Here is a 23,170-nt window from a genome sequence, read left to right as displayed (position 1 = left end):
GCTAGTCAACCAGCGTCGCGAAACGCCTTCGCGCCCTCGGCCGCCAGTTGGGAGTAGCCGGTCGTGCCGGCGCCGAGAAGCTCCTCCGCGGCCCGCTTGACCGCACCGAGGGCAGCGAAGGCAAAGGCGCCGCCGACCGAGATGCGCGCCGCGCCGGCCTCGGCCAGCTCCGGGACCGACGGGCCACCCGGCAGCAGCAGGACGTTGACCGGCCGGTCGACGGCCTCGACCAGGCGGCGTACGTCCTCGACGGCGATGACGCCGGGCGCGAAGAGCACATCGGCGCCGGCCTCCTGATAGGCCTGGAGGCGGGCGATCGTGTCGTCGAGGTCGTCGCGGCCGCGGATGTGGTTCTCGGCCCGGGCGGTGAGGACGAAGCCGTCACCGGCGGCTCCGGCCGCGGCGGCGACCCGCTCGGCGGCGAGCTCGACGGGGTAGATGGTGTCCTTCTCGATCCCGGCGTAGTCCTCGATGGACCCGCCCGTCAGACCGGCGGCCACGGCGAGCCGGAACGTCTCCTCCACCTCGGTCGTGGTGTCCGCGAAGCCCGCCTCCAGGTCGGCGGAGACGGGCACGTCGACCGCCTCGACCAGCGCGGTGGCGTGCGCGATCACCTCGTCGCGGGTGACCTGGCCGTCGAGGCGGCCGAGGGTCGCGGCGTACCCGCTGCTGGTCGTGGCCAGGGCCGGGAAGCCCAGCGAGGCCAGGACCTTGGCCGAGCCCGCGTCCCAGGCGTTCGGCATCAGCAGGGGGTGTCCGGGCAGGTGCAGCGACAGGAAGTTCTCGGCGAGCGACATGCCGGTCACCCTGCCACGGGACGGCGCGGCCGCGAACCGGAATTCGAGCTTAGGATCGATGAACATGGGGCACGATCATGAACACATCTCACCCGCGGCGGACCGGCGCTACCTCATCGCCGCGATGTCGCTCCTGGGTGTGTTCCTGATCGGCGAGGTGACGGTCGCGATCCTCGCCGACTCGCTCGCGCTGCTCGCCGACGCCGGCCACATGCTGACCGACGTCGGCGCGATCGCGGCGGCCCTGTGGGCGATGCGGCTGGCCGCACGGCCGGCGCACGGCCAGTGGACCTACGGCTGGAAGCGCGCCGAGATCCTCTCCGCAGCACTCAACGGCATCACCCTGCTCGTCTTCGCCGCGGTCGTCGCCGTGGAGGCGATCCGGCGCCTGATCGACCCGCCCGACGCCGAAGGCTGGCCGATGCTCGTGGTCGCACTGGTCGGCTGCGCCGTCAACATCCTCGCGGCCGCTCTGATGGCACGCGCCAACCGCACCTCGCTCAACGTCGAGGGCGCCTACCAGCACGTCCTCACCGACCTCTACGGCTTCATCGGCACCCTGGTCGCCGCGATCGTCATCCTGCTCACCGGCTGGACCCGCGCGGACCCGGTGGCCTCGCTCGTGGTCGTCGCCCTGATGACGTACGCAGGCGTCTGCCTGCTCCGCGACAGCGGCCGGATCCTGCTCGAGGGGGCGCCGGCGGAGGTCGACGTCGAGGACCTGCGCCGGCACCTGCTCGACGTCGACCATGTGGTCGAGGTGCACGACCTGCACGCCTGGACGGTCACCTCGGGCCTGCCCGCGGTCTCCGCCCACCTGACCCTGCGCCCGGAGTGCTTCGTCGACGGCAGTGCACCGAAGGTCCTCGACCGGGTCCAGGCCTGCCTGGCCGGTCACTTCGACGTCGAGCACTCCACCTTCCAGCTCGAGCCCGAGACGCATCTGGCCCACGAGCCGGGGATGCACTGAGGGCTGGGGGTCAGGCGCGAGCGAGTGCGGTGAGCGCAGCCTCGCGGGCCTGCTCGATCGCGTCCTCGGCGACCCCGCACAGCCGCAGGCAGGCCGCGGCGATCGTGGCGACCGTCGTGCTGCCGACCCGGTCCTCGCGGCGGAGGCTGACCACGCTCTCGACCATCTGCACGACCAGCTCGCCGAGGCCGGGTTCACCGCTCGCCGCCGAGACCCGCTCGCCCGCGGCGCGCTGCGCGGCCCGGCCGTAGCCGGCGACGAGGTCACCGCGGAGATGGCCGTAGCGATCGTAGACGGGTGAGGCGATGACGTCGGGGAGCCGGTAGAGCATGCCGATGTTGTAGGGCATGGCGACCAGTGCGCTCATGTCGCTGACGGCGAGCGCGTAGAGGCCGACGTCGGGCGTGACCGACCCCATCCCGGCCTCGATCTTCCCGGCCTGCTCGACCCGGTCCTGGACCGAGCGCTCGAGCAGCACCGCGAGGATCTCCTCCTTGCTGCCGAAGTGGTAGTAGATGGAGGCCTGCCTCAGCCCGGCACCGTCCGCGATCTCGCGGGTGGTGGTGCCGGCATAGCCGCGGCTCACGAAGAGCTCGGCAGCGGCAGCGAGGATCTGATCTCGGGGGTTCGCCGCGATCTTTCCGGGGAGCAGCCGTGGACGGCCGCGACCCGGGCGCGGCGAGATCTGTGACACCGTGGCATCGCCTTTTTCTGTCGTGCGATAGATAACATGGGAGAGGGTAAGTTTCGCACTCATATCGAAAGAGTCAAGCGCCAGAGGACGTGTCTACCCTCAAACCCGTCAGTGCGTGAGCTTGAGCCCGACGACACAGCCGACGAGCGCGACGATCAGCACGACGCGGACAGGGCTGATCGCCTCCTCCCCCGCCATCATCGAGTAGCCGACGGTGAGCGCGGCGCCGATGCCGACCCAGACCGCGTACGCGGTGCCGATCGGCAGGGTGCGCATGGCCATCGCGAGGCCCACCAGGCTGCCGATCAGGGCGACGCCGAAGACGATCGAGGGAACCAGCCGCGAGAATCCCTCGGTGCGGCCGAGGGCGAGCGCCCACACGGCCTCGAGCACGCCGGATACAACAAGAAAAAGCCAGGACATGACCCACTCCAGACGGCCGTCTTGTCGCGCCTCCGGGTACGGCTCCCTCGTCCGGCAGCCGGTCTCGGCTGACGTCTTCGACCTTAGCAAACCTGTCACACGATAGAAACTTCCCGGCAACAAGGAACGCCGCGTTCTTCAGCACGGGATTCAGGGGCGATTGATGGGAGGATGCGCAGGTGACCTTCACCGTCGGCTTCGTCACCGGAGCCACCCCCGACAAATGGGCCCGGACCTGGCGAGACCGCAGCCGTGAGCGGCTCGAGCTGGTTCCTGTCACCGAGGAGGACCAGGAGCGGCTGCTGCGCGAGGGCGAGCTCGACATGTGTCTCCTACGCCTCCCCGTGGACCGCGACGGCCTCCACTGCATCCCGCTCTACGAGGAGCAGCCGGTCGCGGTGATGGGCCACGAGCACCTGCTCTCGCTGCTCGAGGAGGTCACCCTCGACGACCTCGCCGAGGAGCAGCTGGTCATCCCCGAGCGCGGGGGCTGGACGCCGAGTGCCGAGCAGATGTCGTGGCCGCCGATGAGCGAGAAGGATGCCGTCGAGACGGTCGCGGCCGGCACCGGGGTCGCGATCGTGCCGATGTCGATCGCCCGGCTCTACCACCGCAAGGACGCCGTCTTCCGGCCGGTCACCGGCATCGAGCCCACCACCGTCGGCCTGGCCTGGCTGATCGACAACGACGACGAGCGGGTGCAGACCTTCATCGGCATCGTCCGCGGCCGCTCGCGCAACTCCTCTCGCGGCTGAGAGCCCGGCAAATGCCGGGTGAACGCCTGGCGACATCTGCCTCTCCTGCTCCGATTACCCGGAGCGCGGTCTGCGCACGTCCCTAGACTCTGCCCGATCAGACAGAAGGCAGGCGTTTCGGGTGAACCGCACGGGATGGACGACCGTCGTCGCAGGCGGTCTGGGGGTGGCCCTGCTCGTCTGGTTCCTGGTCGCGAACGTGCTCCCGGCCGGGAGCGATCCCGGCAAGCTGGCAGACCCGGTGACCCTGAAGGTCGCGGCCGGCTCCGAGCTCGACGACGTGCTGTGCGCCGGCAGCACCAGCAGGGTTGAGGAGTCGACCGGCACTGCGGTGCGCTGCAAGCCCAGCAAGCTGGTGCAGCGGCTGAAGGAGGAGACGAACGTCGAGCTCGAGCCGGAGTTCATCGGCACCCTCGAGGCCACCGACGCGATCGTCGCCGACCCGGACCGCTACGACGCCGCCTGGTTCGCCTCCGACGACTACCTGCGCCTCGCGCTGGCGGCCAAGGGCACCGACGACCTGACCTCCTCCGACCCGATCATGCGATCACCGGTGGTGCTCGGCGTGCACCACGACGTCGCCACCCGGCTCGGCTGGACCGGCGACGCCGACGTCTCCTGGGAGGAGATCGCCCGCCGCGCCGCCGACGGCGAGCTCGGGTTCCTGATGACCAGCCCCGCCTCCTCCAACTCCGGCCTGTCCACGCTCGCCGGCGTCGCCACCGCCTTCGACCCCGAGCCGCCTCTGCAGAGCGAGGACGTCGGCCTGATCCAGAAGGACGTGCGCCAGCTCTTCAGCGGCCAGCTCGGCCGCGCGGCCAGCTCGGGGTGGCTCTCGGACACGTTCCGCGAGAACCCGTCGGCCTACGACGCGATCTTCAACTACGAGTCGGAGGTGCTGGCGCTCTCGAAGCAGGTCGAGGGTCTCGACATCGTCTACCCCAGCGACGGCACCACCGAGGCCACCTACCCGGTCACGCTCATCGACGCCGGGAAGCAGAAGGCGTACGAGACGGCGGTCGCGTGGCTGCGTACGGCCGAGGTGCAGAAGGAGCTGAGCGAGACGAGCGGGCGGCGCCCGGGTCGCACGAGCGTGGCGCCCTCCCCCGGCGTGCCCGACAACGACGTCAAGACGCTCCCGCTGCCTGACGATCTCGGCACCATCGACGAGCTGATCTTCACCTACTTCGACGAGTTCGCCCCCAAGACCCGGACGACCTATCTGCTCGACACCTCCGCCTCGATGGACGAGATCAAGCTGAACCAGCTGCGACGGGCCTTCGAGGGCCTTGCCGGGGACGACACCTCGATCAGCGGCCAGTTCAAACGCTTCCGCAAGGGTGAGCGGCTCTCGGTCTACACCTACGCCGACGAGGCGCGGCCCCTCGGCTCCGTCGTGGTCGCGGACCAGCCGGAGCGTGACGAGGCGCTCGGCGACCTCATCGACCGCGTCGGCGAGCTGACCGGCCACGGCGGCACCGCCTACTACGACGCCATCGATGCCGCTTACGCCGCGATCGAGGCCGCGCCCGAGGAAGGCGCCACCACCTCCATCGTGCTGATGACCGACGGCGAGCAGAACGGCGGGCAGTCCTATGCCCAGCTGAGCAAGAAGTACGAGTCGGCCTACCGCGACCTCGGGGTGCCGCTCTACGTGGTGCTCGTCGGCGACGCCGCCACCTCGGACGACGCCGGCATCGATCAGCTGGTCGACTTCGCCGAGCACACCGGCGGCCGCGACGTCGTCGCCAAGGACGCCGCCGACCTCCGCAAGATCTTCCAGGAGATCCGTGACTACCAGTAGGCCCCGGTCCACCCTCACCAGAATCATCAACTCCGGCTGGGCCACCGCCGGAGCCGTCGCCGCCGTCCCGCTGGCCGGCGCGGCCGTCGCCACCGGCGCGTGGGGTTGGGCGGTCGGCGCGGTCGGCGCGCTGGCGCTGGGCTCCGGCGCCGCCACCCTCGGCTCCCGCGATCCCCGTCCCGACCGCGAGCCCGGCCCGCCCCGGGGACCCGAGGGGCGGCCGATCCACACCTACTACTTCCTCTCCGAGACCCGGGTCGCGATGCTCCACGCCCAGCTCTTCAGGGGCAAGGTCGGCTCCCGTCTCCGCGAGATCGTCAGGACCTCCTCGGGCGGTGCCGAGGCCGGGATCGACGTCCCACCGGTCAAGGCCGTGACGAGGTACGCCCGCGAGATCGCCAAGAAGTACACCGAGGAGGCGCAGCCCACCAACGAGACCCTCGTCGGTGACGTGCTGGCCGCACTACAGGTGCGCGGGCTGCTCCACGAGCCCGACGCCGACCTCGACCTCGTGGCCGCCCTGGTCTCGCGGACCGACACCGACGACCAGTTCCTCCAGTTCAACGTGGCCGGCCCCGACCTGCGCCAAGCCGTGCTCGCGGTCCCGGCGCCTGTCGGCGACGGCCCCGACAACACCGCGACGCTGGAGCAGAAGAGTCACGGCCTGACCATCACCATGCACGTCGGCAGCCGCGGGAAGCAGGAGGACTTCGACGAGCTGGAGCACCGCGACAACGTCGTCGTCGTCGGCGTGCTCCGCAGTCTCGACACGGGCGATCGGACCGCGACCGTCCGGGTGATCGCGGTCTACTGAGCCCCGGGTCCCCGCGCGGCGCGCGGACCCGGCAGACTTTGCACCATGCTCGAACCGACCGACCTCACCGCCCGCGCGACCGAAGCGCTGCGGACGACCTTCGGCACCGAGGCCACGGTGGTCGGGAGGGCGCCGGGGCGAGTCAACCTGATCGGTGAGCACACCGACTACAACGCCGGGCTGGTGCTGCCTGTCGCCCTCCCCCACGCCACCTACGCCGCGGCCGCGCCGCGCACCGACGGCGTCATCCGGATCGCATCGGGCCAGGAGCCGGAGCCGTTCACCGGCCACATCGACGAGCTCGGCCCGGAGATCGAGGGCTGGGCGGCGTACGTCGCGGGGGTGCTCTGGACGCTGCGCGAGGCCGGCCTCGTCAGCGGCGGCCTGGACATGCACCTGGAGTCCTCGGTCCCGCTCGGCGCCGGCCTGTCCTCCTCGGCATCGGTCGAGTGCGCCACCGCGGTGGCAGCGCTGGGCGTGGCCGGCCGGGCTCTCGACGAGGACCTGCAGCGGGCGGTCGTCGCAGCCGGGATCAGGGCCGAGACCGAGGTCGCCAAGGCGCCGACCGGCGGGATGGACCAGTCGGTCGCCGTCTTCGCCGAGGCCGGCGGCGCCCTGCTGATCGACTTCGACTCCGGTGCGCACCGCAACGTCCCGCTCGCACTCGGCGAGCGCACCATCCTGGTCACCGACACCCGGGTCAAGCACCAGCTGACCGACGGCGGCTACGCCTCCCGGCGCGCCCAGTGCGAGAAGGCTGCCGCGGATCTCGGGCTGCGCTCGCTGCGCGAGGCCACGCTGGGCCAGGTCGAGTCCCTCGGCGACGAGGTCGTACGCCGCCGGGCGCGCCACATCGTCACCGAGATCGCCCGCGTCGAGCCGACCGTGACCGCGCTGGGTGCCGGTGACTGGGTCGCGATCGGTGAGCTCTTCGCCGCCTCGCACGCCTCGATGCGCGACGACTTCGAGATCTCCGTCCCCGAGCTCGACCTGGCCGTCGCGACCGCGGTCGACGCCGGTGCCGACGGGGCGCGGATGACCGGTGGCGGCTTCGGCGGCTCGATCGTCTCGATCCTCCCCACCGACGCCGTCGAGACGGTCAGCGCGGCCATCGACAAGGCCTTCGCCGAGGCGGGTCATGGCGCTCCTGGGCACCTGATCGCCAGCCCGTCGGCCGGCGCGATGTTCACCGAGTTAACTCGGTGAGCAGCCACTGACTTCGTCGAACTCCACGAAGTCAGTGCGAGTTCACCGAGTTACCTCGGTGAGCATCCGGGTCGCGGTGGCGGCAGCAGCCTCGCGCGCCGCACGCAGCAGGTCGACGTCGGTCTCGGTCCGACCCGGGATCGGGTCGGCCGCATCGGGCGCGAACGTCAGCGTGCGCACTCCGGCGTGGTCACCGGCCCGCATCTCGGCGACCGTGGCGCGGTAACGCTCCGGCCGGCTCCGATAGCGCTCACCGAGGTCCGGGTTCACCCGGCGCAGGTAGCGCTCGATGACCCGGTCCGCCGGCCCGTAGGTCGGCGCCGTACCGAACGGCCGCGTCACCAGCACGATCGCGTGCGTCGCCCCGAGCGCCGCCGCCGAGGCGACCGGCACCGCTTCGACCAGGCCGCCGTCGAGCCAGCGGCGGCCACGTACGGTCACCGGGAGACCGCCGGCCAGGGGCAGCTGGCTCGAGGCGATCACCGAGTCGGTCAGGTCGGTGGGACCGGTGAAGTCGGTGAGCGGGACCGCCTTCGCGGTCACCACGTCGGTGGCCACCGCGGCCAGCCGGGGCGCCCCCTCACGCAGCGCGAGCGACCACTCGAACAGCTCCGCCGAGCGGGCGGTGATCCCGCGGGTGTCCACCATCGACTTGCGCCGCAGCATCCGCCCGGCGCCGATGTACTCGGGCGAGGCGAAGACCGAGGCGTACGACTCGCTGAAGGCGCCGATGGTCCCGGCCGCGACCGCGGTCGCGTTGGCGGCTCCGGCGGAGGTGCCGACCACCAGGTCGACCGCGTCGACGATCCCCTGGTCGGCGAGCACCGCGGCCATGGTCGCCGACAGCATCCCCCGCATCCCACCGCCCTCGATCACGAGAGCCAGCGTCGCCTCATCATCACTGTTCCCGCTCAGACGGGACCGGAGCAGCTCGACCACTCCCGATTGCAATGCGTCCACACCTGGATTGTGATCCTACTGAGGAGTAGCACGTGGCATCGGGTCGCTCCGACACGCCCGGGCAGGGGCGCACGTCACACGTTCGGGCGGGTGACGGCTGCGGTCCCGGCAGCCACCTCGTAGTGCGCCGAGTACTCGTCGAAGCGCGACAGCACCTCTCGGGCCGCCGCAGGCACGACCGCACCACCCTCGGCCCCGCCGAACGCCGCGACGCCGTCCTCGTCGGCGAACGTCATCACCGTCGCGAACTCGACCTCGTCCCCCAGGTCCCGCCGCAGGACGACCGGTCCCTCGACCCCGGGGATGGCGCGAGCGGCGATCCCGGGGATCACCTGCTCGGTGAGCACCGTGAAGTAGGCATCCGCGTTCGCGGGAGTGGTCCAGCCCCGCCAGTAGCGAACGATCATGAGCATCCCTTCGGTCGAAGCGGCAACGTCGTTCCCATGCTTCCACCGGCGACCGGGCAGGGGTGCGCTTTCACAGAACGTGAGCGGACAGCCACCCGGCCAGGTCTCGCGCGGAGCGGTCGACGACGTTCGCCCAGTCGAGGGCGCTCTCGTCGGCGTTGTCGGAGACGTGCTTCACGATGCGTACGGGGACACCGGCCTCACGAGCGGCCCAGGCGACGGCGAAGGCCTCCATGTCGACCAGGTGAGCGCGCTGGGCGAGCTCGGCGCGTACGACCGTGTCGGTGACGAAGAGGTCGCCGGTGGCGCAGACGATGTCCGACTCCCCGACCTCCAGCGCGTCCTCGACCGGGTGACCCAGCGCCCGGATGGCAGCGGAGGAGAAGTCGTGGTTCAGCACGGTCCCGACCTCGTAGATCCCGGTGTGGCCATCCCGCAGCGCACCGCACGAACCGATGTTGACGACCTGCCGGATGGTCTTGTCGGCCGCCAGCACACGCGAGACGGCCGAGGCGGACGCCACCTTCCCCATCCCGGTGATCACCACCTTGAGCCCGGAAGGAACATGGGCCGCCTCGGCCTTCGTCGCTGACACCACGAGAACGCTCATGATGCCGAAGAGTATCGACCTACTTGAGCTGTGCGGAGGAGAGCCCGAGAACCCGTCGCGCCACGATCAGCTGCTGGATCTGCTGGGTGCCCTCGAAGATGTCGAGGATCTTCGAGTCACGGGCCCATTTCTCCAACAGCTCACCCTCGGAGTAGCCGATGGTGCCGGCCAGCTCGACGCAGGACAGCGTCACGTCCGAGCCCATCCGGCCGGCCTTCGCCTTGGCCATCGAGGCTTCCATGGAGTTGGGCTGGCGGTTGTCGGCCATCCAGGCGGCCTGGAGCATGAGGAGATAGGCGCCCTCGTAGTCCGACTCGAGCTGAATGAACTTGGCCGCGGCCGCCGACTGCAGGTGAGCCGGCCGGTCGTAGTCGATCTCGACGCCGGCCTTCTCGAGCAGGTCTCGGGTGTAGTCGAGCGCCGCGCGGGCGCAGCCGACCGCCATCGAGGCCACCAGAGGACGGGTGTTGTCGAAGGTGGCCATCGCACCGGCGAAGCCCTCCTTGACGTTGATCTCGGGACTGCCGAGCAGGTTCTCCGCAGGCACCCGGCAGTCGGTGAAGGTGATCGTGGCCGTGTCGGAGGCCTTGATCCCGAGCTTGTGCTCGAGACGCTCGACCTTCATCCCCGGTGTGCCCTTCTCGACCACGAACGACTTGATCGCGGCCTTGCCGAGCTCCTTGTCGAGGGTCGCCCACACCACGACCGCGTCGGAGCGGTCACCGGAGGTGACGAAGATCTTCTCGCCGTTGAGGACGTAGTGGTCGCCGTCGAGGGTGGCGGTGGTCTTGATGTTGGCCGAGTCGGAGCCGGTGCCGGGCTCGGTGATCGCCATCGAGGCCCAGATGCCGTCGAAGCGCTCGTGCTGCTCGTCGTTGGCGACCGACGCGATGGCCGAGTTGCCCAGGCCCTGGCGCGGCATCGCGAGCGTGAGCCCGACGTCGCCCCAGCACATCTCCGAGACGGAGAGGACCGAGGACATGTTGGCGCCGTTCTTGACCTTGCCGTCGTCGGGCTTGGAGTCACGGCGTACGCCGGTGGCGCCCGCGCCCTCACCCTGCCCGGACTCGGCGAGGCCGTCGGCCATGGCCGCGAGCATGTCGAGCTCGGTGGGGTACTCGTGCTCGGCCTTGTCGTACTTGCGCGAGATCGGCCGCAGCATGTTCATCGCGACCTGGTGGACCTGCTCACGCAGCGGCTTGAGCTTCTTGGGGTCTTCCAGATTGATGGCCATCAGACCAGCACCGTGCCTTCCATGATCCCGATCGCACGCAGGTCGCGGTACCACCGCTCCACCGGGTGCTCCTTGACGAAGCCGTGGCCACCGAGCAGCTGTACGCCGTCGAGGCCGATCTGCATGCCCTTGTCGGCACACAGCTTGCGAGCCAGCGCGATCTCGCGGGTCGCGTCGATGCCCTGGGCCACCCGGCTGGCGGCCTTGTAGGTCACCAGGCGCATCGCCTGCAGCTCGATCGCGATGTTGGCGACCATGAACGCCACCGACTGGCGGTGCGCGATCGGCTCACCGAAGGCCTCGCGCTCCTTGACGTAGGGCGTCACGTAGTCGAGGACGGCCTGGCCGACGCCGATCGACAGCGCGCACCAGGCGAGGCGGGAGAGCCGCACGGCCTCGGTGTAGGTCGAGCCGTCGGTCTCGCCCAGGACAGCGGTCGCAGGGACCTTCACGTCGGTCAGGGTCAGCTTGGTCAGCGAGGCGGCGCGTACGCCCATCGCCGGCTCGGACTCGATGCTCAGCCCATCGGTCGAGGACTCGATGAGGAACAGGACCGGCTTGCCGTCCAGGGCGGCGCCGACCACGAAGAGCTCGGCCTCGGCACCGCGGGCGACCAGCGACTTGGCGCCGTTGATCGTGTAGCCGCCGGCCGTCTTCGTGGCCGTGGTCGACGGGGAGAGCACGTCGAAGAGGACCTTGTCCTCGTTGAGCGCGAACGCGGCAGCGGGCACGGATCCTTCGGTGAAGGCCGGCAGGTAGGTCTGCTGCTGCTCGTCGGTGCCCCACAGGCCCAGGGCGGTAGCGACCGAGCCGGGCGCGAGGGCGGCGACGGCCAGACCGAGATCGCCCTTGGCGAGCGCCTCGGCGACCAGGGTGCCGGCAACCGCGGAGCGGGTCTCGGAGATGCCGCCGAGCTCCTCGGGGACACCCAGGATCGGCAGCCCGATCTCCAGGCTGGACTTGAGCAGCTCGTCCGGTGCGGCGCAGGCCTCGTCGGCCTCGGCAGCGGCGGGACGTACGACCTCGGCGGCGAACTCGGCGACCACGTCGACGAGCATCTGCTCGTCCTCGCTCGGGGTCAGGTCGAAGACACCCTGGGGGATGGCGTTGGGTACGCGTACGCCCGGGGCGCCCTGCTTGCCCTTCTTCTTGAACGCGCGGCTGGTCGCCGCCATCGTCTTGAACCCGCTGCGGGTGACCGTGAAGACGACCTGCTCGGTCTGCTTGCGGACACCGAGCCGGTCGAGCGCAGGGCTCTGCGAGAGCTTGCGCAGACCGGCCACGGCGAACCCGATCGGATCACGCGACTCGCCGGACGGGACGCCGTTCGCGAGCCCGCCACGTAGGCCTTGGAGGATACTCATGAGTAGAACTGTAACTTGGAGTTACAACGCGGTCTACAGTTCGGGGTGGTGATGGCGGTAACAAACCACGCACGACTTATTTATAGGCTTGGCACATGGCCGACTCCTCGCTCGAATCCCGTGCTCCGCTCGCGCCCCACGGCGCCCTGCCCGAGGGCGGGAAGGTGCGGCCGATGACCCGCTGGGGCACCCCGGTCATGCACCGGCCCAAGAAGCAGGTCGAGGACTTCGACGCGACGCTGGCCGAGCTGGCCGCCGACATGGTCGCGACGATGTACGCCGCCGAGGGCGTGGGCCTGGCCGCCGACCAGATCGGCGAGGACGTCGCCATCTTCGTCTTCGACTGCCCCGACGCCACCGGGCAGCGCACCGTCGGGATCGTCTGCAACCCGGTCCTGACCCTGCCCGAGGGCGAGGACCGCCATCTCGACGTCGACCTGGAGGGCTGCCTCTCCTTCCCGGGTGCCTTCGTGGACTGCGCCCGCCCCGACTGGGCCGCCGTCGACGGTCTCGGCCTCGACGGCAAGCCGGTCCACTTCGAGGGCAACGGCCTGCTGGCCCGGTGCCTCCAGCACGAGACCGACCACACCAACGGCACCGTCTTCGGCGACCGCATCTCCGCCAAGGCCCGCAAGAAGCTCACCAAGGAGCACGACCGCCTCGCCAAGGAGTTCCCGGCGACCTGGCCGGTCGCCGAGTAGTCACATCCGGTCGACGACGTACTCCGCGATCGCGAGGCTGGAGGTCGCGGCCGGGCTCGGTGCGTTGCGCACCGAGGTGATGCCGTCGGCGTGGTGGATGACGAAGTCGTCCACCAGCGAGCCGTCGCGCTCGACGGCCTGGGCCCGCAGCCCCAGCCCCGCGCGGGTCACGTCCGCTGCGCCGATCTCCGGCACGTAGCGCTGAGCCTCCCGCATGTAGGCCTGTTTCGACAGTACGCCGCGAAGCTCGGTGAACCCGGTGCGCCAGTGCTCGGCGGCGAACCGCCAGAACCCCGGCCACGCCAGCGTGTCGACGACATCACGCGGGGTCAGCGACGTCCGACCGTAGCGCCGGCGGCTGAGCGCCAGGAAGGCGTTGGGACCGACCTCGAGGCCACCGCTGACCCGGCGGGTGAAGTGCACGCCGAGGAACGGGTAGCGCGGGTCGGGGACCGGATAGACCATGCCCCGGACGAGATCCTGCTTCGCCGCACTGACCTGCATGTACTCACCGCGGAACGGGACGATCCGGGGCGCCTTCGGACCTCCGGTCAGCTCACCGAGCCGGTCGGACTCCAAGCCACCGCAGACGACCAGGTGATCGACCCGGGTCCGCCCGGCCGGCGTCTCGACCTCGATCCCGCCCGTCACGCGACCGATGCCGGTGACCTCCTCGCCAAGGCGTACCTCTCCCCCGGCTTCGGTGATGCTGCGGCCGAGCGCCTCGGCGACGGCGACGTAGTCGATGATCGCGGTCCTCGGTGAGTGGAGGGCTGCCAGACCGGCCGCGTACGGCTCGATCTCCTCGATCTCCTCGGGGCACACTCGCCGCAGGCCGGGTACGCCGTTCGCCGTCGCTGTCTTCTCCAGCGCGTCGAAGCGCCCCATCTCGGACTCGTCCACCGCGACGACGAGCTTCCCGCAGGCCTCGTAGGGGATCTCGTGCTCGGCCACGAACTCCTCGAGCAGATCGCGTCCACGGGTGCAGAGCCGGGCCTTGAGGCTGCCGGGCTTGTAGTAGATCCCCGCATGGACCACGCCCGAGTTGTGGCCGGTCTGATGGGAGCCGAGCCTGGTCTCCTTCTCGAAGACGATCACCGTCTCGGCCGGGCGGCGGCGCAGGATCTCGCGCGCCACCGCCAGCCCGACGATCCCGCCGCCGACGACCCCGGTCGTGGTCAACGTGCCTCGGCCCCGGGGAGGAGCTCGCGGACCTGCACGGTGGCACGGCAGGCCGAGGCGCACTTCCCCGCCCACATCAGCGCCTCCTCGAGGTTGTCGACGTCGACGACGATGAAGCCGCCGAGGTGCTCCTTGCTCTCCGGGTAGGGACCGTCGGTGACGACGCCGGCCTCGTCGACCGTCCACGCGTCCTCGAGACCGCCCTTGATTCCTCCGCCGAAGACGAACGCGCCGGCGGCGATGGCCTCACGGGTCATCTCGGAGGATGCCTCGGCGATGTCGGCCACCTCCTCCTCGCGGAAGTCCATCGCCTCGTCGCGGAACGTGATCAGATACCTGGTCATCGAACAACCTCCTGTTTCCGGGCAGCGCTCATCGCCACCCTCTACTCGCTCCACGAACGGATCCGGGCGCCTTCGACAGGTCCCCGAGAAAGAACGTACGCCGTGCCGGCCCTAGCGACTCCAGAATCCGGACAGTCTCGCGGCGACGCCCTGACCCTGGCGATGCCCGGCGCGGGCGGCCGCGGGCCGGGTCGAGAGATCCATCATGTTCTCGCCGAACGCCTCGAGCGAGTCGGCGTCGGGCAGGATCGTCTCGACCCGGCTGCCGCCGGCGCGGAGCTCCTCGACCTGGGCGGCGAGCTCGCTGCGCCACGCGGCCGGATGCCGGGTCCGGCCGCCGAGGGGCGAGAGCACGAGCACCCGTCCGTACCCGGCGGCGAGGTCGGCGTTCTCGCTCGATCGCCGGTAGCCACCGTCGATGTAGTCGCGGCCGTCGATGGCGTACGCCGGGCCGCCGGCGCAGCTGGCGGCGACCGCGTCGACCAGGTCGACCCCGCTGTCGCGGTCGAGCTCGACCGGTTCACCGGTGTCGGCCTCGACCGCGGTGAGGAGCAGGTTGCGGTTCGGCCAGTGCGGGCCGGGCAGCCGGGCGGCGACCGTCCGGTGCCATCGCTCACGGCCCTCCGCACCCCAGGCCGCGGCGAGCTCGATCGCGTCGGCGCCGATCCGGCGCCGCATGTCGGCGATGTCCGCCGAGGCCGCGATGATGGCGTTGGTCCGCTCCAGATGGGTCGGGCCGTCAGGGCGAGGCCCGCGCTGTGCTCTCGGCACCTCCGGTGCCGCGAGGACCGCCGCGAGCAGGTCGGACGGGCTCGAGCCGCTGATCTGGACGGCCGTGGTCGCGCCGGCGGAGGTGCCGATGACCAGATCGGCCTCGGTCACGTCCACCCCGCCCTCGAGCAGACCGGCAACGACGCCGATCAGCCAGGCGTTGCCTGCCGATCCGCCGCCACCGAGGACCAGTGCGCGCTCAGATGTGTGCGCTGGCCCTGGGGTCGTGGTGTTGTTCATGGGAGTCGCCTCTCGGGAGTTCTCTGTCGGCGCTCCCTGCGACTCGGCCCGGATCCGGCCTCAGTCTCGCGATCGTGGGCGGCGGGGAGCACCCGCTGTGGACACTGCCTGCACGGGACTCACCTCCTGCTGTCGGATCACGATCGCCGCGACGCTACCACGCGACACCGACGCGGCTCACCCCGAAATCCGCCACGATCGGTGAGCGGTGGTTCTACGGTGAGCAGGTGACGAAGACCTGGTCGATCCTGCGCCTGATCATGGCGGCGCTCATCCTCGCGGCTGTGGTGACCGAGTTCGGCAACGCCATGAGCACGGTGCCTGCCGAAGGCTCCAGCGAGGCGACGGTCCTGGTGAACTTCTTCAGCTACTTCACGATCCAGTCGAATCTCTTCGCCCTCGCGGCCCTGACCGCGGCCGCGGTCTGGGCGCTGACCCGCAAGAGCCGTGAGCCGGTGTGGATCGCGGTGCTCCTCGCGGCGGCCACCACGTTCATGGCCATCACCGGTCTGGTCTACAACCTGCTGCTGCGCGGGATCGCGCTCGCCGCGACCCCGTGGGCGAACGAGGTGCTGCACCTGATCGGCCCGTTGTTCCTGATCGTCGACCTGCTCTTCGCTCCCCCGCGCCGCCGGCTGCCGTGGCCCACGGTCGCGGCCATCATCGCGTGGCCGATCGCGTGGGTGGTCTACACCCTGCTCCGCGGCGAGCTCGTCGTCTCCCCTCTCACCGGCGAAGGCTGGTGGTACCCGTACCCCTTCCTCAACCCGCACGTGCAGGACGGCTACCTGGTGGTCTCGTTCTACGTCGCCGGCATCGCGGCGGCGTTCACGCTCGTCGCCTGGGGAGTCGTCGCCGTCGGGCGCAGAAGGGACGTGCCCGAGCCGGTGGCCGTGTCTTAGAGAGAGGCGCGCCCTAGAGGTTCCGGATCATCCAGCGCTCAGGCGCAGGCAGCGGCTCCCAGCCGTACTGCGCATAGAGCCCGTGGGCGTCCTCGGTGGCGAGCAGGGTCCGGCGGATGCGGTAGGGATCGAGGTCGGCGACGATGCCCTCGATCAGCAGCTTGCCGATCCCCTGGCCGCGTACGCCCGGGTCGACGATCACGTCGCACAACCAGGCGAAGGCGGCGAAGTCGCTGACCACGCGGGCGAAGGCGACCTGCTTGCCCGCTGTGTCGTAGACGCCGTAGCAGCGCGAGGCCTTGTTGGCCGCGTCCTGCACCTCCCGGGTCCGGTCGCTCGCCCAGTAGGACTGCGCGAGCATCCTGTGCACCCAGTCGGGGTCGATCCGGTTCTGATCGACGGAGAAGGAGTACGCCTGGCCCGTCTCGCCCACGGCCGGCACCGCGCTCAGCAGGCCGAGCAGGTCGTCCGGCTCGGGCTCGGGCCGCGCGATCTGCGGGGCGACGGCGGGCGCCTCGACGGCCCCTGCGAAACCCGGACCGGGGTCCGGCGTACGACCCTGCTGGTAGGCCAGCGCGGCACCGTTCGCGAGCTTGTCGGCGGCCTCGTTGAGCGGGTGCCCGGAGTGGCCCTTGATCCACTCGAACCGGACGTCGCGACCCTGCATCGCCGCGTCGAGATCCTTCATGATCTCGACGTTGAGGACGGGCTTGCCGTCGGCCTTCTTCCAGCCCTTGCGCTTCCAGCCCGCCATCCACTTGGTGACCGAGTTGATGACGTACTTGGAGTCGCAGTAGACCAGCAGCGGCTCGCCGGCGTGCGCCGTCTGCCGCAGCAGGTCGAGGACCGCGGTCAGCTCGCCCTGGTTGTTGGTCCCGTGCGGCCACCCGCCACAGGCCCAGGTGGACTCGTCCACGTACCAACCCCACCCCGCGGGTCCCGGGTTACCGAGCGCCGAACCATCAGCAGCAGCCACAATCGTCACGCGCCCATCCTGCCAGCCGCGTGCGGGCTGCCTCCGGGAGGTCAGGGGTTGACGCGCGGGCCGGAGGCCGTGGAACCGCGGACGATCAGCTCGGGGTGGAAGACGAACTCCGAGTGCGGCGTTCCGGTGCCGGCGATCTCGTCGAGGATGGCGCGGACGGCGGCCTGTCCCATCGCATGGACCGGCTTGCGGACGGTGGTCAGCGGCGGGTCGGTGAAGGCGATCAGCTGGGAGTCGTCGTAGCCGACCACGGAGACGTCCTCGGGGACCCGCAGGCCGCGCGAGCGGGCGGCACGGATGGCGCCCAGCGCCATCATGTCGCTCGCGCACACGATCGCGGTGAAACCCTCGTCCAGGAGCTCGGAGGCCGCGGCCTGGCCGCCCTCGAGGGTGAACAGCGAGTCGCGGATGTGGCCCTTCTCGATCTCCTCGGCGCTCAGACCGAAGCGGTCGGCCATCGTGGCCACGAAGCCCTCGATCTTGCGCTGGACCGGGACGAAGCGGCGGGGCCCGACGGCGAGGCCGATCTTGGTGTGGCCGAGCGTCGCGAGGTGGGTGACCGCCAGCTGCATCGCCTCGCGGTCGTCGGGCGAGATGAACGGCGCCTTGATGTCGGGGGTGAAACCGTCGAGCAGGACGTACGGAACGCCTTGGGCACGCAGCTTCTCGTAGCGCGTCATGTCGGCGGTGGTGTCCGCGTGCAGACCGGAGACGAAGATGATCCCGGTGACACCGCGGTCGACGAGCATCTCGGTGAGCTCGTCCTCGGTCGAGCCTCCGGGGGTCTGCGTGGCGAGCACCGGGGTGTAGCCCTGCCGGGTCAGCCCCTGCGCGATGACCTGCGCGAGCGCGGGGAAGATCGGGTTGTCGAGCTCGGGCGTGATCAGCCCGACCAGCCCCTCGCTGCGCTGGCGCAGCTTCACCGGGCGCTCGTAGCCGTGGACGTCGATCGCCGCCAGCACCGCCTCCCGCGTGGCCGCGGCGACCCCGGGCTTGCCGTTGAGGACGCGACTGACCGTCGCCTCGCTCACGCCCGCATGGGCCGCGATGTCAGCAAGACGGGCGGAGGCTGGTGTTATGGGCACGGTCACATCATGCCCCCTCCCTACACGGCCTGCAAGAACTTTCTGCAAGTTTGCAACTTTTGCTGAAAGGCTCTTACATTCTCCTCGACGCGGGGTTACCTTCGTCACACCACCGGGCGGACTCCTCGCCCGGCCCCATATCGAAGGAGAACTCATGCGACGTGGCATCGTGGCCACCGCAGTGGCGGCATCGCTCGCCCTGGCGGCATCGGCATGCGGCGGCGGCAGCGGCGACAGCAGCGACGGCCCGGTCACCATCACCTGGTGGGACACCTCGAACGCGACCAACGAGGCGCCGACGTACCAGGCCCTCGTCAAGGACTTCGAGAAGGCCAACCCGGACATCAAGGTCAAGTACGTCAACGTGCCCTTCGACCAGGCGCAGAACAAGTTCGACACCGCGGCCGGTGCCAGCGGTGCTCCCGACGTACTGCGCGCCGAGGTCGGCTGGACCCCTGCGTTCGCGCAGAAGGGCTTCCTCGCTCCGCTGGACGACACCGAGGCGCTCGAGGAGAAGGACGCCTTCCAGCCCAACCTGATCAAGCAGGCCGAGTTCGACGGCAAGACCTACGGTGTCCCGTTCGTCACCGACACCCTCGCGCTCGTCTACAACAAGGCGCTCTTCGAGAAGGCCGGCATCACCGAGGCCCCCACGACCTGGGACGAGCTCAAGACCGACGCCGCGACGATCAAGTCGAAGACCGGCGTCGACGGCTACTGGGGCTCCACCTCCGCCTACTACGCACAGCCGTTCCTCTACGGCGAGGGCACCGACACCGTCGACGCCGAGGCCAAGAAGATCACCATCTCCTCCCCGGAGGCCAAGAAGGGCCTGACCACCTGGCAGGGTCTCTTCGACGGCGCGGGCCTGCACAAGGCGGACACCACCGCCGACGCGTACGCCCACATCCAGGATGCCTTCGTCAACGGCAAGGTCGCCGCGATCATCCAGGGTCCCTGGGAGATCACGAACTTCTACAAGGGCTCGGCGTTCGCCGACAAGAACAACCTCGGCATCGCCACCGTCCCGGCCGGCTCCACCGGCGAGGCCGGCGCTCCGACCGGCGGTCACAACCTGTCGATCTACGCCGGTTCGGACGAGGCGCACCAGGAGGCCTCGGCGGCGTTCGTGAAGTTCATGACCTCGGCCGACACCCAGGCCCAGATCGCGCTGAAGAACTCCACGCTCCCGACCCGCGACGACGCCTACACCGACGAGGTCAAGGCCGACCCGGGCATCGCCGGCTTCCAGACCGTGCTCCCGGCCGCCCAGCCGCGACCCGAGCTGCCCGAGTACTCCTCGCTGTGGGGCCCGATGGACCAGGAGCTCCCGAAGATCGCCTCCGGCGCCGAGACCCTCGACGAGGGCCTGGCCACGCTGGAGACGGCCTTCGCGGACCTGCTGCCCGACTTCTCCAACTGACACAGTTCTAAGTGAGCCGATGACTCTGACAGCACCAGCGCCCGCCGCCGAGACCCCGCGGTCTCGGCGGCGGGCGCCCCGCCCCGTCCAGCGCCTGCGAGACTCCTACAGCCGTTACTGGTACGCCTATGCGATGGTCGCGCCCGTCGTGATCGTGCTCGGCGTGCTGGTCGGCTACCCGCTCCTGCGCGGCTTCTACCTGACCCTGACCGACGCCAACAGCCTCAACTCGGCGCGCACGATCGGCGTCAACACGATCGACGCGACGTACAAGTTCATCGGTCTGGACAACTACGCCGAGATCCTGTGGGGCCCGGCGGCCTACGACCGCTTCTGGTCCCACTTCGTGTGGACGATCGTCTGGACCGTCACCTGCGTCCTCCTGCACTACGCGATCGGCCTCGGTCTGGCGATGCTGCTCAACCAGCGGCTGCGCGGGCGGGTGGCGTACCGGCTGCTGCTGATCCTGCCCTGGGCGGTGCCGACGTTCGTCACCGTCTTCGCCTGGCGGATCATGCTGGCCGACGCGGGCGTGATCAACTCGATGCTCGACACGATCGGTCTCGCCTCGCCGAGCTGGCTCGAGGACCCGACCTGGCAGCGTACGGCCGCGATCATGGTCAACACCTGGTGCGGCGTGCCGTTCATGATGCTCTCCCTGCTCGGCGGGCTGCAGTCGATCGACGAGAACCTCTACGAGGCAGCTGAGATCGACGGCGCCAACGCCTGGCAGCGGTTCCGCCACGTCACGCTGCCGGGGCTGTCGTCGGTGAGCTCGACCGTCGTGCTGCTCGGCGTGATCTGGACCTTCAACCAGTTCGCGATCATCTTCCTGCTCTTCGGCAACACCGCGCCGGACGCGCAGATCCTGGTCACCTGGGCCTACCGACTCGGGTTCGGGCAGCAGCCACGCGACTTCGCCATGTCGGCGGCGTACGGCGTGCTCCTGCTCGCGATCCTGATCGTCTTCACGTCCTTCTACTACCGGTGGTTGAAACGCAATGACCAGCTCGCCTAGTACTAAGCAGCGCCGGCGCGGAGAGCTCGGCCCCGTCGCACGCGTCGGCACGCACGTGACCCTCACGGTGGCGTCGCTGATCGCGCTGTTCCCGATCGTCTGGCTCGTCTACCTGTCCCTGGGACCGGACAAGGACGACTACCTCCACCCCGGCGGGATCTTCGCGAAGGCAACGCTGGACAACTACTCGTTCGTGCTGACCAACACCGCCTTCTTCAACTGGCTGTGGTCGACGCTCGTGGTCGCCGGGGGCACGACGCTGTTCGGCGTGATGTCGGCGGCGACGACCGGCTACGCGGTCTCCCGGATGCGGTTCCCCGGTCACCGGCCGTTGATGTGGGTGCTGCTGCTGACGCAGGCGTTCCCGATCGCGGTGCTGATCGTGCCGATGTACGAGATCTTCTCCCAGCTCCGCCTGGTCGACTCGCACCTGGGCCTGATCCTGGTCAACTGCACCACGATCGTCCCCTACTGCTCGTGGCTGCTGAAGGGCTACTTCGACACCATCCCGGTCGAGCTCGACGAGGCCGGCATGATCGACGGGCTCACCCCGTTCGGTACGTTCTGGCGGCTGATCCTGCCGCTGGCCCGTCCGGGTCTCGCGGTGGCCGCGTTCTACGCCTTCATCACCGCCTTCGCCGAGGTCGCCTTCGCCTCGACGTTCCTGCTCGACGACTCGAAGTACACCTTCGCGGTCGGGCTGCAGAGCTTCGTCAGCGAGCACGACGCGCAGTGGAACCTGATGGCCGCCACCGCGGTCCTCATCGCCATCCCCGTGACCATCTTCTTCTACCTCGTCCAACGACACGTCGTCACCGGTCTGACCGCCGGCGGCGTCAAGGGCTGAAAGGTTTCTCTCCTCATGAGCACCGAATGGTGGCGCGACGCCGTCATCTACCAGGTCTACCCGCGCAGCTTCGCCGACAGCGACAGCGACGGCACCGGTGACCTTCCCGGGATTCGGTCCCGACTCCCGTACCTCCGCTCGCTGGGGGTCGACGCCGTCTGGCTGAGCCCGTTCTACGCCTCGCCGCAGGCCGACGGAGGCTACGACGTCTCCGACTACCGCGCAGTCGACCCGCGCTACGGGACGTTGGACGACGCTCGGTTGCTGATCTCCGACGCCCACGAGCTCGGGCTGAAGATCATCGCCGACATCGTGCCGAACCACTCCTCCTCGGAGCACGTATGGTTCCAGCAGGCGTTGGCGGAGGGTCCCGGGTCGCCGATGCGGTCGCGCTACCACTTCCTGCCCGGGCTCGGCGAGGACGGTTCGGAGCCGCCCAATGACTGGGACTCGATCTTCGGCGGTCCGGCGTGGACCCGGGTGGAGGACGGCGAGTGGTATCTCCACCTCTTCGCCCCCGAGCAGCCCGACTTCAACTGGAACTCCCCCGAGGTGCACGCGGAGTTCCTGGACATCCTGCGATTCTGGCTCGACCTCGGCATCGACGGGTTCCGCATCGACGTCGCCCACGGTCTGGTCAAGGCTGAGGGCCTGCCCTCCATCGGCCACGCGGACCAGCTCCACCTGCTCGGCAACGACGTGATGCCCTTCTTCGACCAGGACGGCGTCCACGAGATCTACCGGTCGTGGCGGCGGGTGCTGGAGGACTACCCGGGCCGGATCTTCGTCGCCGAGGCGTGGACCCCGACCGTGGCGCGGTCGGCCAACTACGTACGCCCCGACGAGCTGCACCAGGCCTTCAACTTCGAGTACCTCGACACCGCCTGGGACGCCGCCGCGCTGCGCAAAGTCATCGACAGCTCGCTGGACGCGATGCGGCCGGTCGGCGCTCCGGCGACCTGGGTGCTGTCCAACCACGACGTCACCCGGCACGCCACCCGGTTCGCCAACCCGCCGGGATCGGGGACCCAGATCCGGACCGCCGGCGACCGGTCTCTCGGGCTCCGGCGGGCTCGTGCGGCGACGCTGCTGATGCTCGCGCTGCCCGGCTCGGCCTACGTCTACCAGGGCGAGGAGCTCGGCCTCCCCGACGTCACCGACCTGCCCGACGAGGTCCGCCAGGACCCCTCGTTCCACCGCGCCAGCGGCCAGGACGGCTTCCGCGACGGCTGCCGGGTGCCACTGCCGTGGACCCGCTCCGGCTCGTCCTACGGCTTCGGCGACGGCGGCTCCTGGCTGCCGCAGCCCGCCGAGTGGGGCGAGCTGAGCGTCGAGGCCCAGACCGGCGTGGACGGCTCGACCCTCGAGCTCTACCGCTCCGCCATCGCCATCCGCCGCTCGACCGCCGGGCTGGGTGCCGGCGACGCGGTCACCTGGCACGACGAGGCCCCCGCCGGCGTCCTCTGGTTCGAGCGCGACGGCTTCGCCTGCACGGTCAACACCACCAAGGAGCCCGTACGCATCGCCGCCCCCGGCGACGTACTCCTCTCCTCCGTGGGCCCGGTCCCCGTCACCGACGGCTCCGCCAACCTCCCTGGCGACACGACCGTCTGGTGGCAGCTCTAGCCGAGAAG

24 protein-coding genes and 1 riboswitch are annotated in these 23,170 nt (G+C 70.0%); of the genes, 11 read left to right on the top strand and 13 right to left on the bottom strand.

The window, feature by feature from the left end; genetic code table 11:
* Positions 1–5: 5 nt before the first annotated feature.
* On the bottom strand, positions 6–863 hold the full coding sequence (locus tag BLT25_RS01365) for an isocitrate lyase/PEP mutase family protein (RefSeq protein WP_256328396.1): 858 nt from the start codon (positions 861–863) through the stop codon (positions 6–8).
* Positions 864–942: 79 nt separating this feature from the next.
* Between BLT25_RS01365 and BLT25_RS01360 the strand changes: the two genes are divergently transcribed.
* Entirely contained in the window at positions 943–1,767 is an 825-nt protein-coding gene (locus BLT25_RS01360; RefSeq protein ID WP_371113318.1) for a cation diffusion facilitator family transporter, read from the top strand.
* A gap of 10 nt (positions 1,768–1,777) precedes the next feature.
* Here the strand turns inward: BLT25_RS01360 and BLT25_RS01355 are convergent, their stop codons facing one another.
* Both BLT25_RS01355 and BLT25_RS01350 read right to left on the bottom strand, forming a co-directional pair.
* Positions 1,778–2,461 carry a TetR/AcrR family transcriptional regulator gene (locus BLT25_RS01355; RefSeq protein WP_176883528.1) on the bottom strand — a complete coding sequence of 228 codons (684 nt, stop codon included), beginning with the start codon at positions 2,459–2,461 and terminating at the stop codon, positions 1,778–1,780.
* A gap of 108 nt (positions 2,462–2,569) precedes the next feature.
* Positions 2,570–2,854 (bottom strand): DMT family transporter, encoded by a 285-nt coding sequence (locus BLT25_RS01350; RefSeq protein WP_371113314.1) that lies wholly within the window; start codon positions 2,852–2,854, stop codon positions 2,570–2,572.
* 41 nt (positions 2,855–2,895) lie between these two features.
* Positions 2,896–2,959, bottom strand: a riboswitch (guanidine-III (ykkC-III) riboswitch).
* Between the two features lie 104 nt (positions 2,960–3,063).
* Between BLT25_RS01350 and BLT25_RS01345 the strand changes: the two genes are divergently transcribed.
* From BLT25_RS01345 to galK, 4 genes are all read left to right on the top strand, one after another.
* Positions 3,064–3,639 carry a LysR family substrate-binding domain-containing protein gene (locus BLT25_RS01345; protein ID WP_091041169.1) on the top strand — a complete coding sequence of 192 codons (576 nt, stop codon included), beginning with the start codon at positions 3,064–3,066 and terminating at the stop codon, positions 3,637–3,639.
* Positions 3,640–3,760: 121 nt separating this feature from the next.
* A complete protein-coding gene (locus tag BLT25_RS01340) occupies positions 3,761–5,443 on the top strand; it encodes a VWA domain-containing protein (protein ID WP_091041167.1) in 1,683 nt (560 codons plus the stop codon).
* Positions 5,430–6,257: a hypothetical protein gene (locus tag BLT25_RS01335; RefSeq protein ID WP_091041166.1), complete on the top strand. Its 828-nt coding sequence runs from the start codon at positions 5,430–5,432 to the stop codon at positions 6,255–6,257. Before BLT25_RS01340 ends, BLT25_RS01335 begins: the two co-directional genes overlap by 14 nt.
* A gap of 45 nt (positions 6,258–6,302) precedes the next feature.
* Positions 6,303–7,463, top strand: coding sequence for a galactokinase (gene galK, locus BLT25_RS01330; RefSeq protein WP_091041164.1), 1,161 nt, complete (start codon positions 6,303–6,305; stop codon positions 7,461–7,463).
* A gap of 42 nt (positions 7,464–7,505) precedes the next feature.
* Here the strand turns inward: galK and BLT25_RS01325 are convergent, their stop codons facing one another.
* The 5 genes from BLT25_RS01325 to BLT25_RS01305 all read right to left on the bottom strand — a co-directional run bounded on the left by BLT25_RS01325 (position 7,506) and on the right by BLT25_RS01305 (position 12,038).
* The gene (locus BLT25_RS01325; RefSeq protein WP_143033610.1) at positions 7,506–8,423 is read right to left on the bottom strand and encodes a patatin-like phospholipase family protein; all 918 of its coding nucleotides are present in this window, start codon (positions 8,421–8,423) and stop codon (positions 7,506–7,508) included.
* A gap of 74 nt (positions 8,424–8,497) precedes the next feature.
* Entirely contained in the window at positions 8,498–8,830 is a 333-nt protein-coding gene (locus BLT25_RS01320) for a hypothetical protein (protein ID WP_091042367.1), read from the bottom strand.
* Between the two features lie 70 nt (positions 8,831–8,900).
* Positions 8,901–9,440: a nucleosidase gene (locus BLT25_RS01315; RefSeq protein WP_091041161.1), complete on the bottom strand. Its 540-nt coding sequence runs from the start codon at positions 9,438–9,440 to the stop codon at positions 8,901–8,903.
* A 19-nt stretch (positions 9,441–9,459) separates the two neighbouring features.
* On the bottom strand, positions 9,460–10,674 hold the full coding sequence (locus BLT25_RS01310; protein WP_091041160.1) for an acyl-CoA dehydrogenase family protein: 1,215 nt from the start codon (positions 10,672–10,674) through the stop codon (positions 9,460–9,462).
* A complete protein-coding gene (locus BLT25_RS01305; protein ID WP_091041158.1) occupies positions 10,674–12,038 on the bottom strand; it encodes an acyl-CoA dehydrogenase family protein in 1,365 nt (454 codons plus the stop codon). Before BLT25_RS01305 ends, BLT25_RS01310 begins: the two co-directional genes overlap by 1 nt.
* Positions 12,039–12,133: 95 nt before the next feature.
* On the opposite strand from BLT25_RS01305, the gene def reads away from it, so the two are divergent.
* Positions 12,134–12,739, top strand: a complete 606-nt coding sequence (gene def, locus BLT25_RS01300; protein WP_091041157.1) for a peptide deformylase — start codon at positions 12,134–12,136, stop codon at positions 12,737–12,739.
* Here the strand turns inward: def and lhgO are convergent, their stop codons facing one another.
* From lhgO to BLT25_RS01285, 3 genes are all read right to left on the bottom strand, one after another.
* On the bottom strand, positions 12,740–13,921 hold the full coding sequence (gene lhgO, locus BLT25_RS01295) for an L-2-hydroxyglutarate oxidase (RefSeq protein WP_091041156.1): 1,182 nt from the start codon (positions 13,919–13,921) through the stop codon (positions 12,740–12,742).
* Positions 13,918–14,265, bottom strand: coding sequence for a YciI family protein (locus BLT25_RS01290; RefSeq protein WP_091041154.1), 348 nt, complete (start codon positions 14,263–14,265; stop codon positions 13,918–13,920). The genes lhgO and BLT25_RS01290 overlap by 4 nt, the downstream gene beginning before the upstream one ends.
* A gap of 111 nt (positions 14,266–14,376) precedes the next feature.
* Entirely contained in the window at positions 14,377–15,276 is a 900-nt protein-coding gene (locus BLT25_RS01285) for a patatin-like phospholipase family protein (RefSeq protein WP_091041153.1), read from the bottom strand.
* A gap of 227 nt (positions 15,277–15,503) precedes the next feature.
* Between BLT25_RS01285 and BLT25_RS01280 the strand changes: the two genes are divergently transcribed.
* Positions 15,504–16,178: a Pr6Pr family membrane protein gene (locus BLT25_RS01280; RefSeq protein WP_091041151.1), complete on the top strand. Its 675-nt coding sequence runs from the start codon at positions 15,504–15,506 to the stop codon at positions 16,176–16,178.
* 13 nt (positions 16,179–16,191) lie between these two features.
* Here BLT25_RS01280 and BLT25_RS30640 read toward each other — a convergent pair whose 3' ends face one another.
* On the bottom strand, positions 16,192–17,163 hold the full coding sequence (locus BLT25_RS30640; protein ID WP_176883526.1) for a GNAT family N-acetyltransferase: 972 nt from the start codon (positions 17,161–17,163) through the stop codon (positions 16,192–16,194).
* Positions 17,164–17,204: 41 nt separating this feature from the next.
* Positions 17,205–18,248 carry a LacI family DNA-binding transcriptional regulator gene (locus BLT25_RS01270; protein ID WP_256328395.1) on the bottom strand — a complete coding sequence of 348 codons (1,044 nt, stop codon included), beginning with the start codon at positions 18,246–18,248 and terminating at the stop codon, positions 17,205–17,207.
* Between the two features lie 154 nt (positions 18,249–18,402).
* Here BLT25_RS01270 and BLT25_RS01265 point away from each other — a divergent pair, with 154 nt between their 5' ends.
* Genes BLT25_RS01265 through BLT25_RS01250 form a run of 4 tightly spaced genes read left to right on the top strand, consistent with a single transcriptional unit; the run spans position 18,403 to position 23,162 of the window.
* Positions 18,403–19,671 carry an extracellular solute-binding protein gene (locus BLT25_RS01265; RefSeq protein WP_091041149.1) on the top strand — a complete coding sequence of 423 codons (1,269 nt, stop codon included), beginning with the start codon at positions 18,403–18,405 and terminating at the stop codon, positions 19,669–19,671.
* Between the two features lie 19 nt (positions 19,672–19,690).
* Entirely contained in the window at positions 19,691–20,689 is a 999-nt protein-coding gene (locus tag BLT25_RS01260) for a carbohydrate ABC transporter permease (RefSeq protein WP_091041148.1), read from the top strand.
* Positions 20,673–21,536 (top strand): sugar ABC transporter permease, encoded by an 864-nt coding sequence (locus BLT25_RS01255; RefSeq protein ID WP_091041146.1) that lies wholly within the window; start codon positions 20,673–20,675, stop codon positions 21,534–21,536. The genes BLT25_RS01260 and BLT25_RS01255 overlap by 17 nt, the downstream gene beginning before the upstream one ends.
* A 15-nt stretch (positions 21,537–21,551) precedes the next feature.
* Positions 21,552–23,162, top strand: coding sequence for a glycoside hydrolase family 13 protein (locus BLT25_RS01250; RefSeq protein ID WP_091041139.1), 1,611 nt, complete (start codon positions 21,552–21,554; stop codon positions 23,160–23,162).
* Positions 23,163–23,170 lie beyond the last annotated feature (8 nt).

Source organism: Nocardioides sp. YR527 (genome assembly GCF_900101045.1).
In the GTDB taxonomy this organism is placed as follows: Bacteria; Actinomycetota; Actinomycetes; order Propionibacteriales; family Nocardioidaceae; genus Nocardioides.
This window is presented reverse-complemented; position numbering and strand designations above follow the sequence as displayed.

Bases quoted from the DNA above. Each gene is read 5' to 3' on its own strand.
- BLT25_RS01305 (WP_091041158.1), bottom strand. From the start codon at position 12,038: ATGAGTATCCTCCAAGGCCTACGTGGCGGGCTCGCGAACGGCGTCCCG.
- BLT25_RS01315 (WP_091041161.1), bottom strand. From the start codon at position 9,440: ATGAGCGTTCTCGTGGTGTCAGCGACGAAGGCCGAGGCGGCCCATGTT.
- BLT25_RS01290 (WP_091041154.1), bottom strand. From the start codon at position 14,265: ATGACCAGGTATCTGATCACGTTCCGCGACGAGGCGATGGACTTCCGC.
- galK (WP_091041164.1), top strand. From the start codon at position 6,303: ATGCTCGAACCGACCGACCTCACCGCCCGCGCGACCGAAGCGCTGCGG.
- BLT25_RS01285 (WP_091041153.1), bottom strand. From the start codon at position 15,276: ATGAACAACACCACGACCCCAGGGCCAGCGCACACATCTGAGCGCGCA.
- BLT25_RS01320 (WP_091042367.1), bottom strand. From the start codon at position 8,830: ATGATCGTTCGCTACTGGCGGGGCTGGACCACTCCCGCGAACGCGGAT.
- BLT25_RS01260 (WP_091041148.1), top strand. From the start codon at position 19,691: ATGACTCTGACAGCACCAGCGCCCGCCGCCGAGACCCCGCGGTCTCGG.
- def (WP_091041157.1), top strand. From the start codon at position 12,134: ATGGCCGACTCCTCGCTCGAATCCCGTGCTCCGCTCGCGCCCCACGGC.
- BLT25_RS01250 (WP_091041139.1), top strand. From the start codon at position 21,552: ATGAGCACCGAATGGTGGCGCGACGCCGTCATCTACCAGGTCTACCCG.
- BLT25_RS01365 (WP_256328396.1), bottom strand. From the start codon at position 863: ATGTTCATCGATCCTAAGCTCGAATTCCGGTTCGCGGCCGCGCCGTCC.
- BLT25_RS01255 (WP_091041146.1), top strand. From the start codon at position 20,673: ATGACCAGCTCGCCTAGTACTAAGCAGCGCCGGCGCGGAGAGCTCGGC.
- BLT25_RS01310 (WP_091041160.1), bottom strand. From the start codon at position 10,674: ATGGCCATCAATCTGGAAGACCCCAAGAAGCTCAAGCCGCTGCGTGAG.
- BLT25_RS01265 (WP_091041149.1), top strand. From the start codon at position 18,403: ATGCGACGTGGCATCGTGGCCACCGCAGTGGCGGCATCGCTCGCCCTG.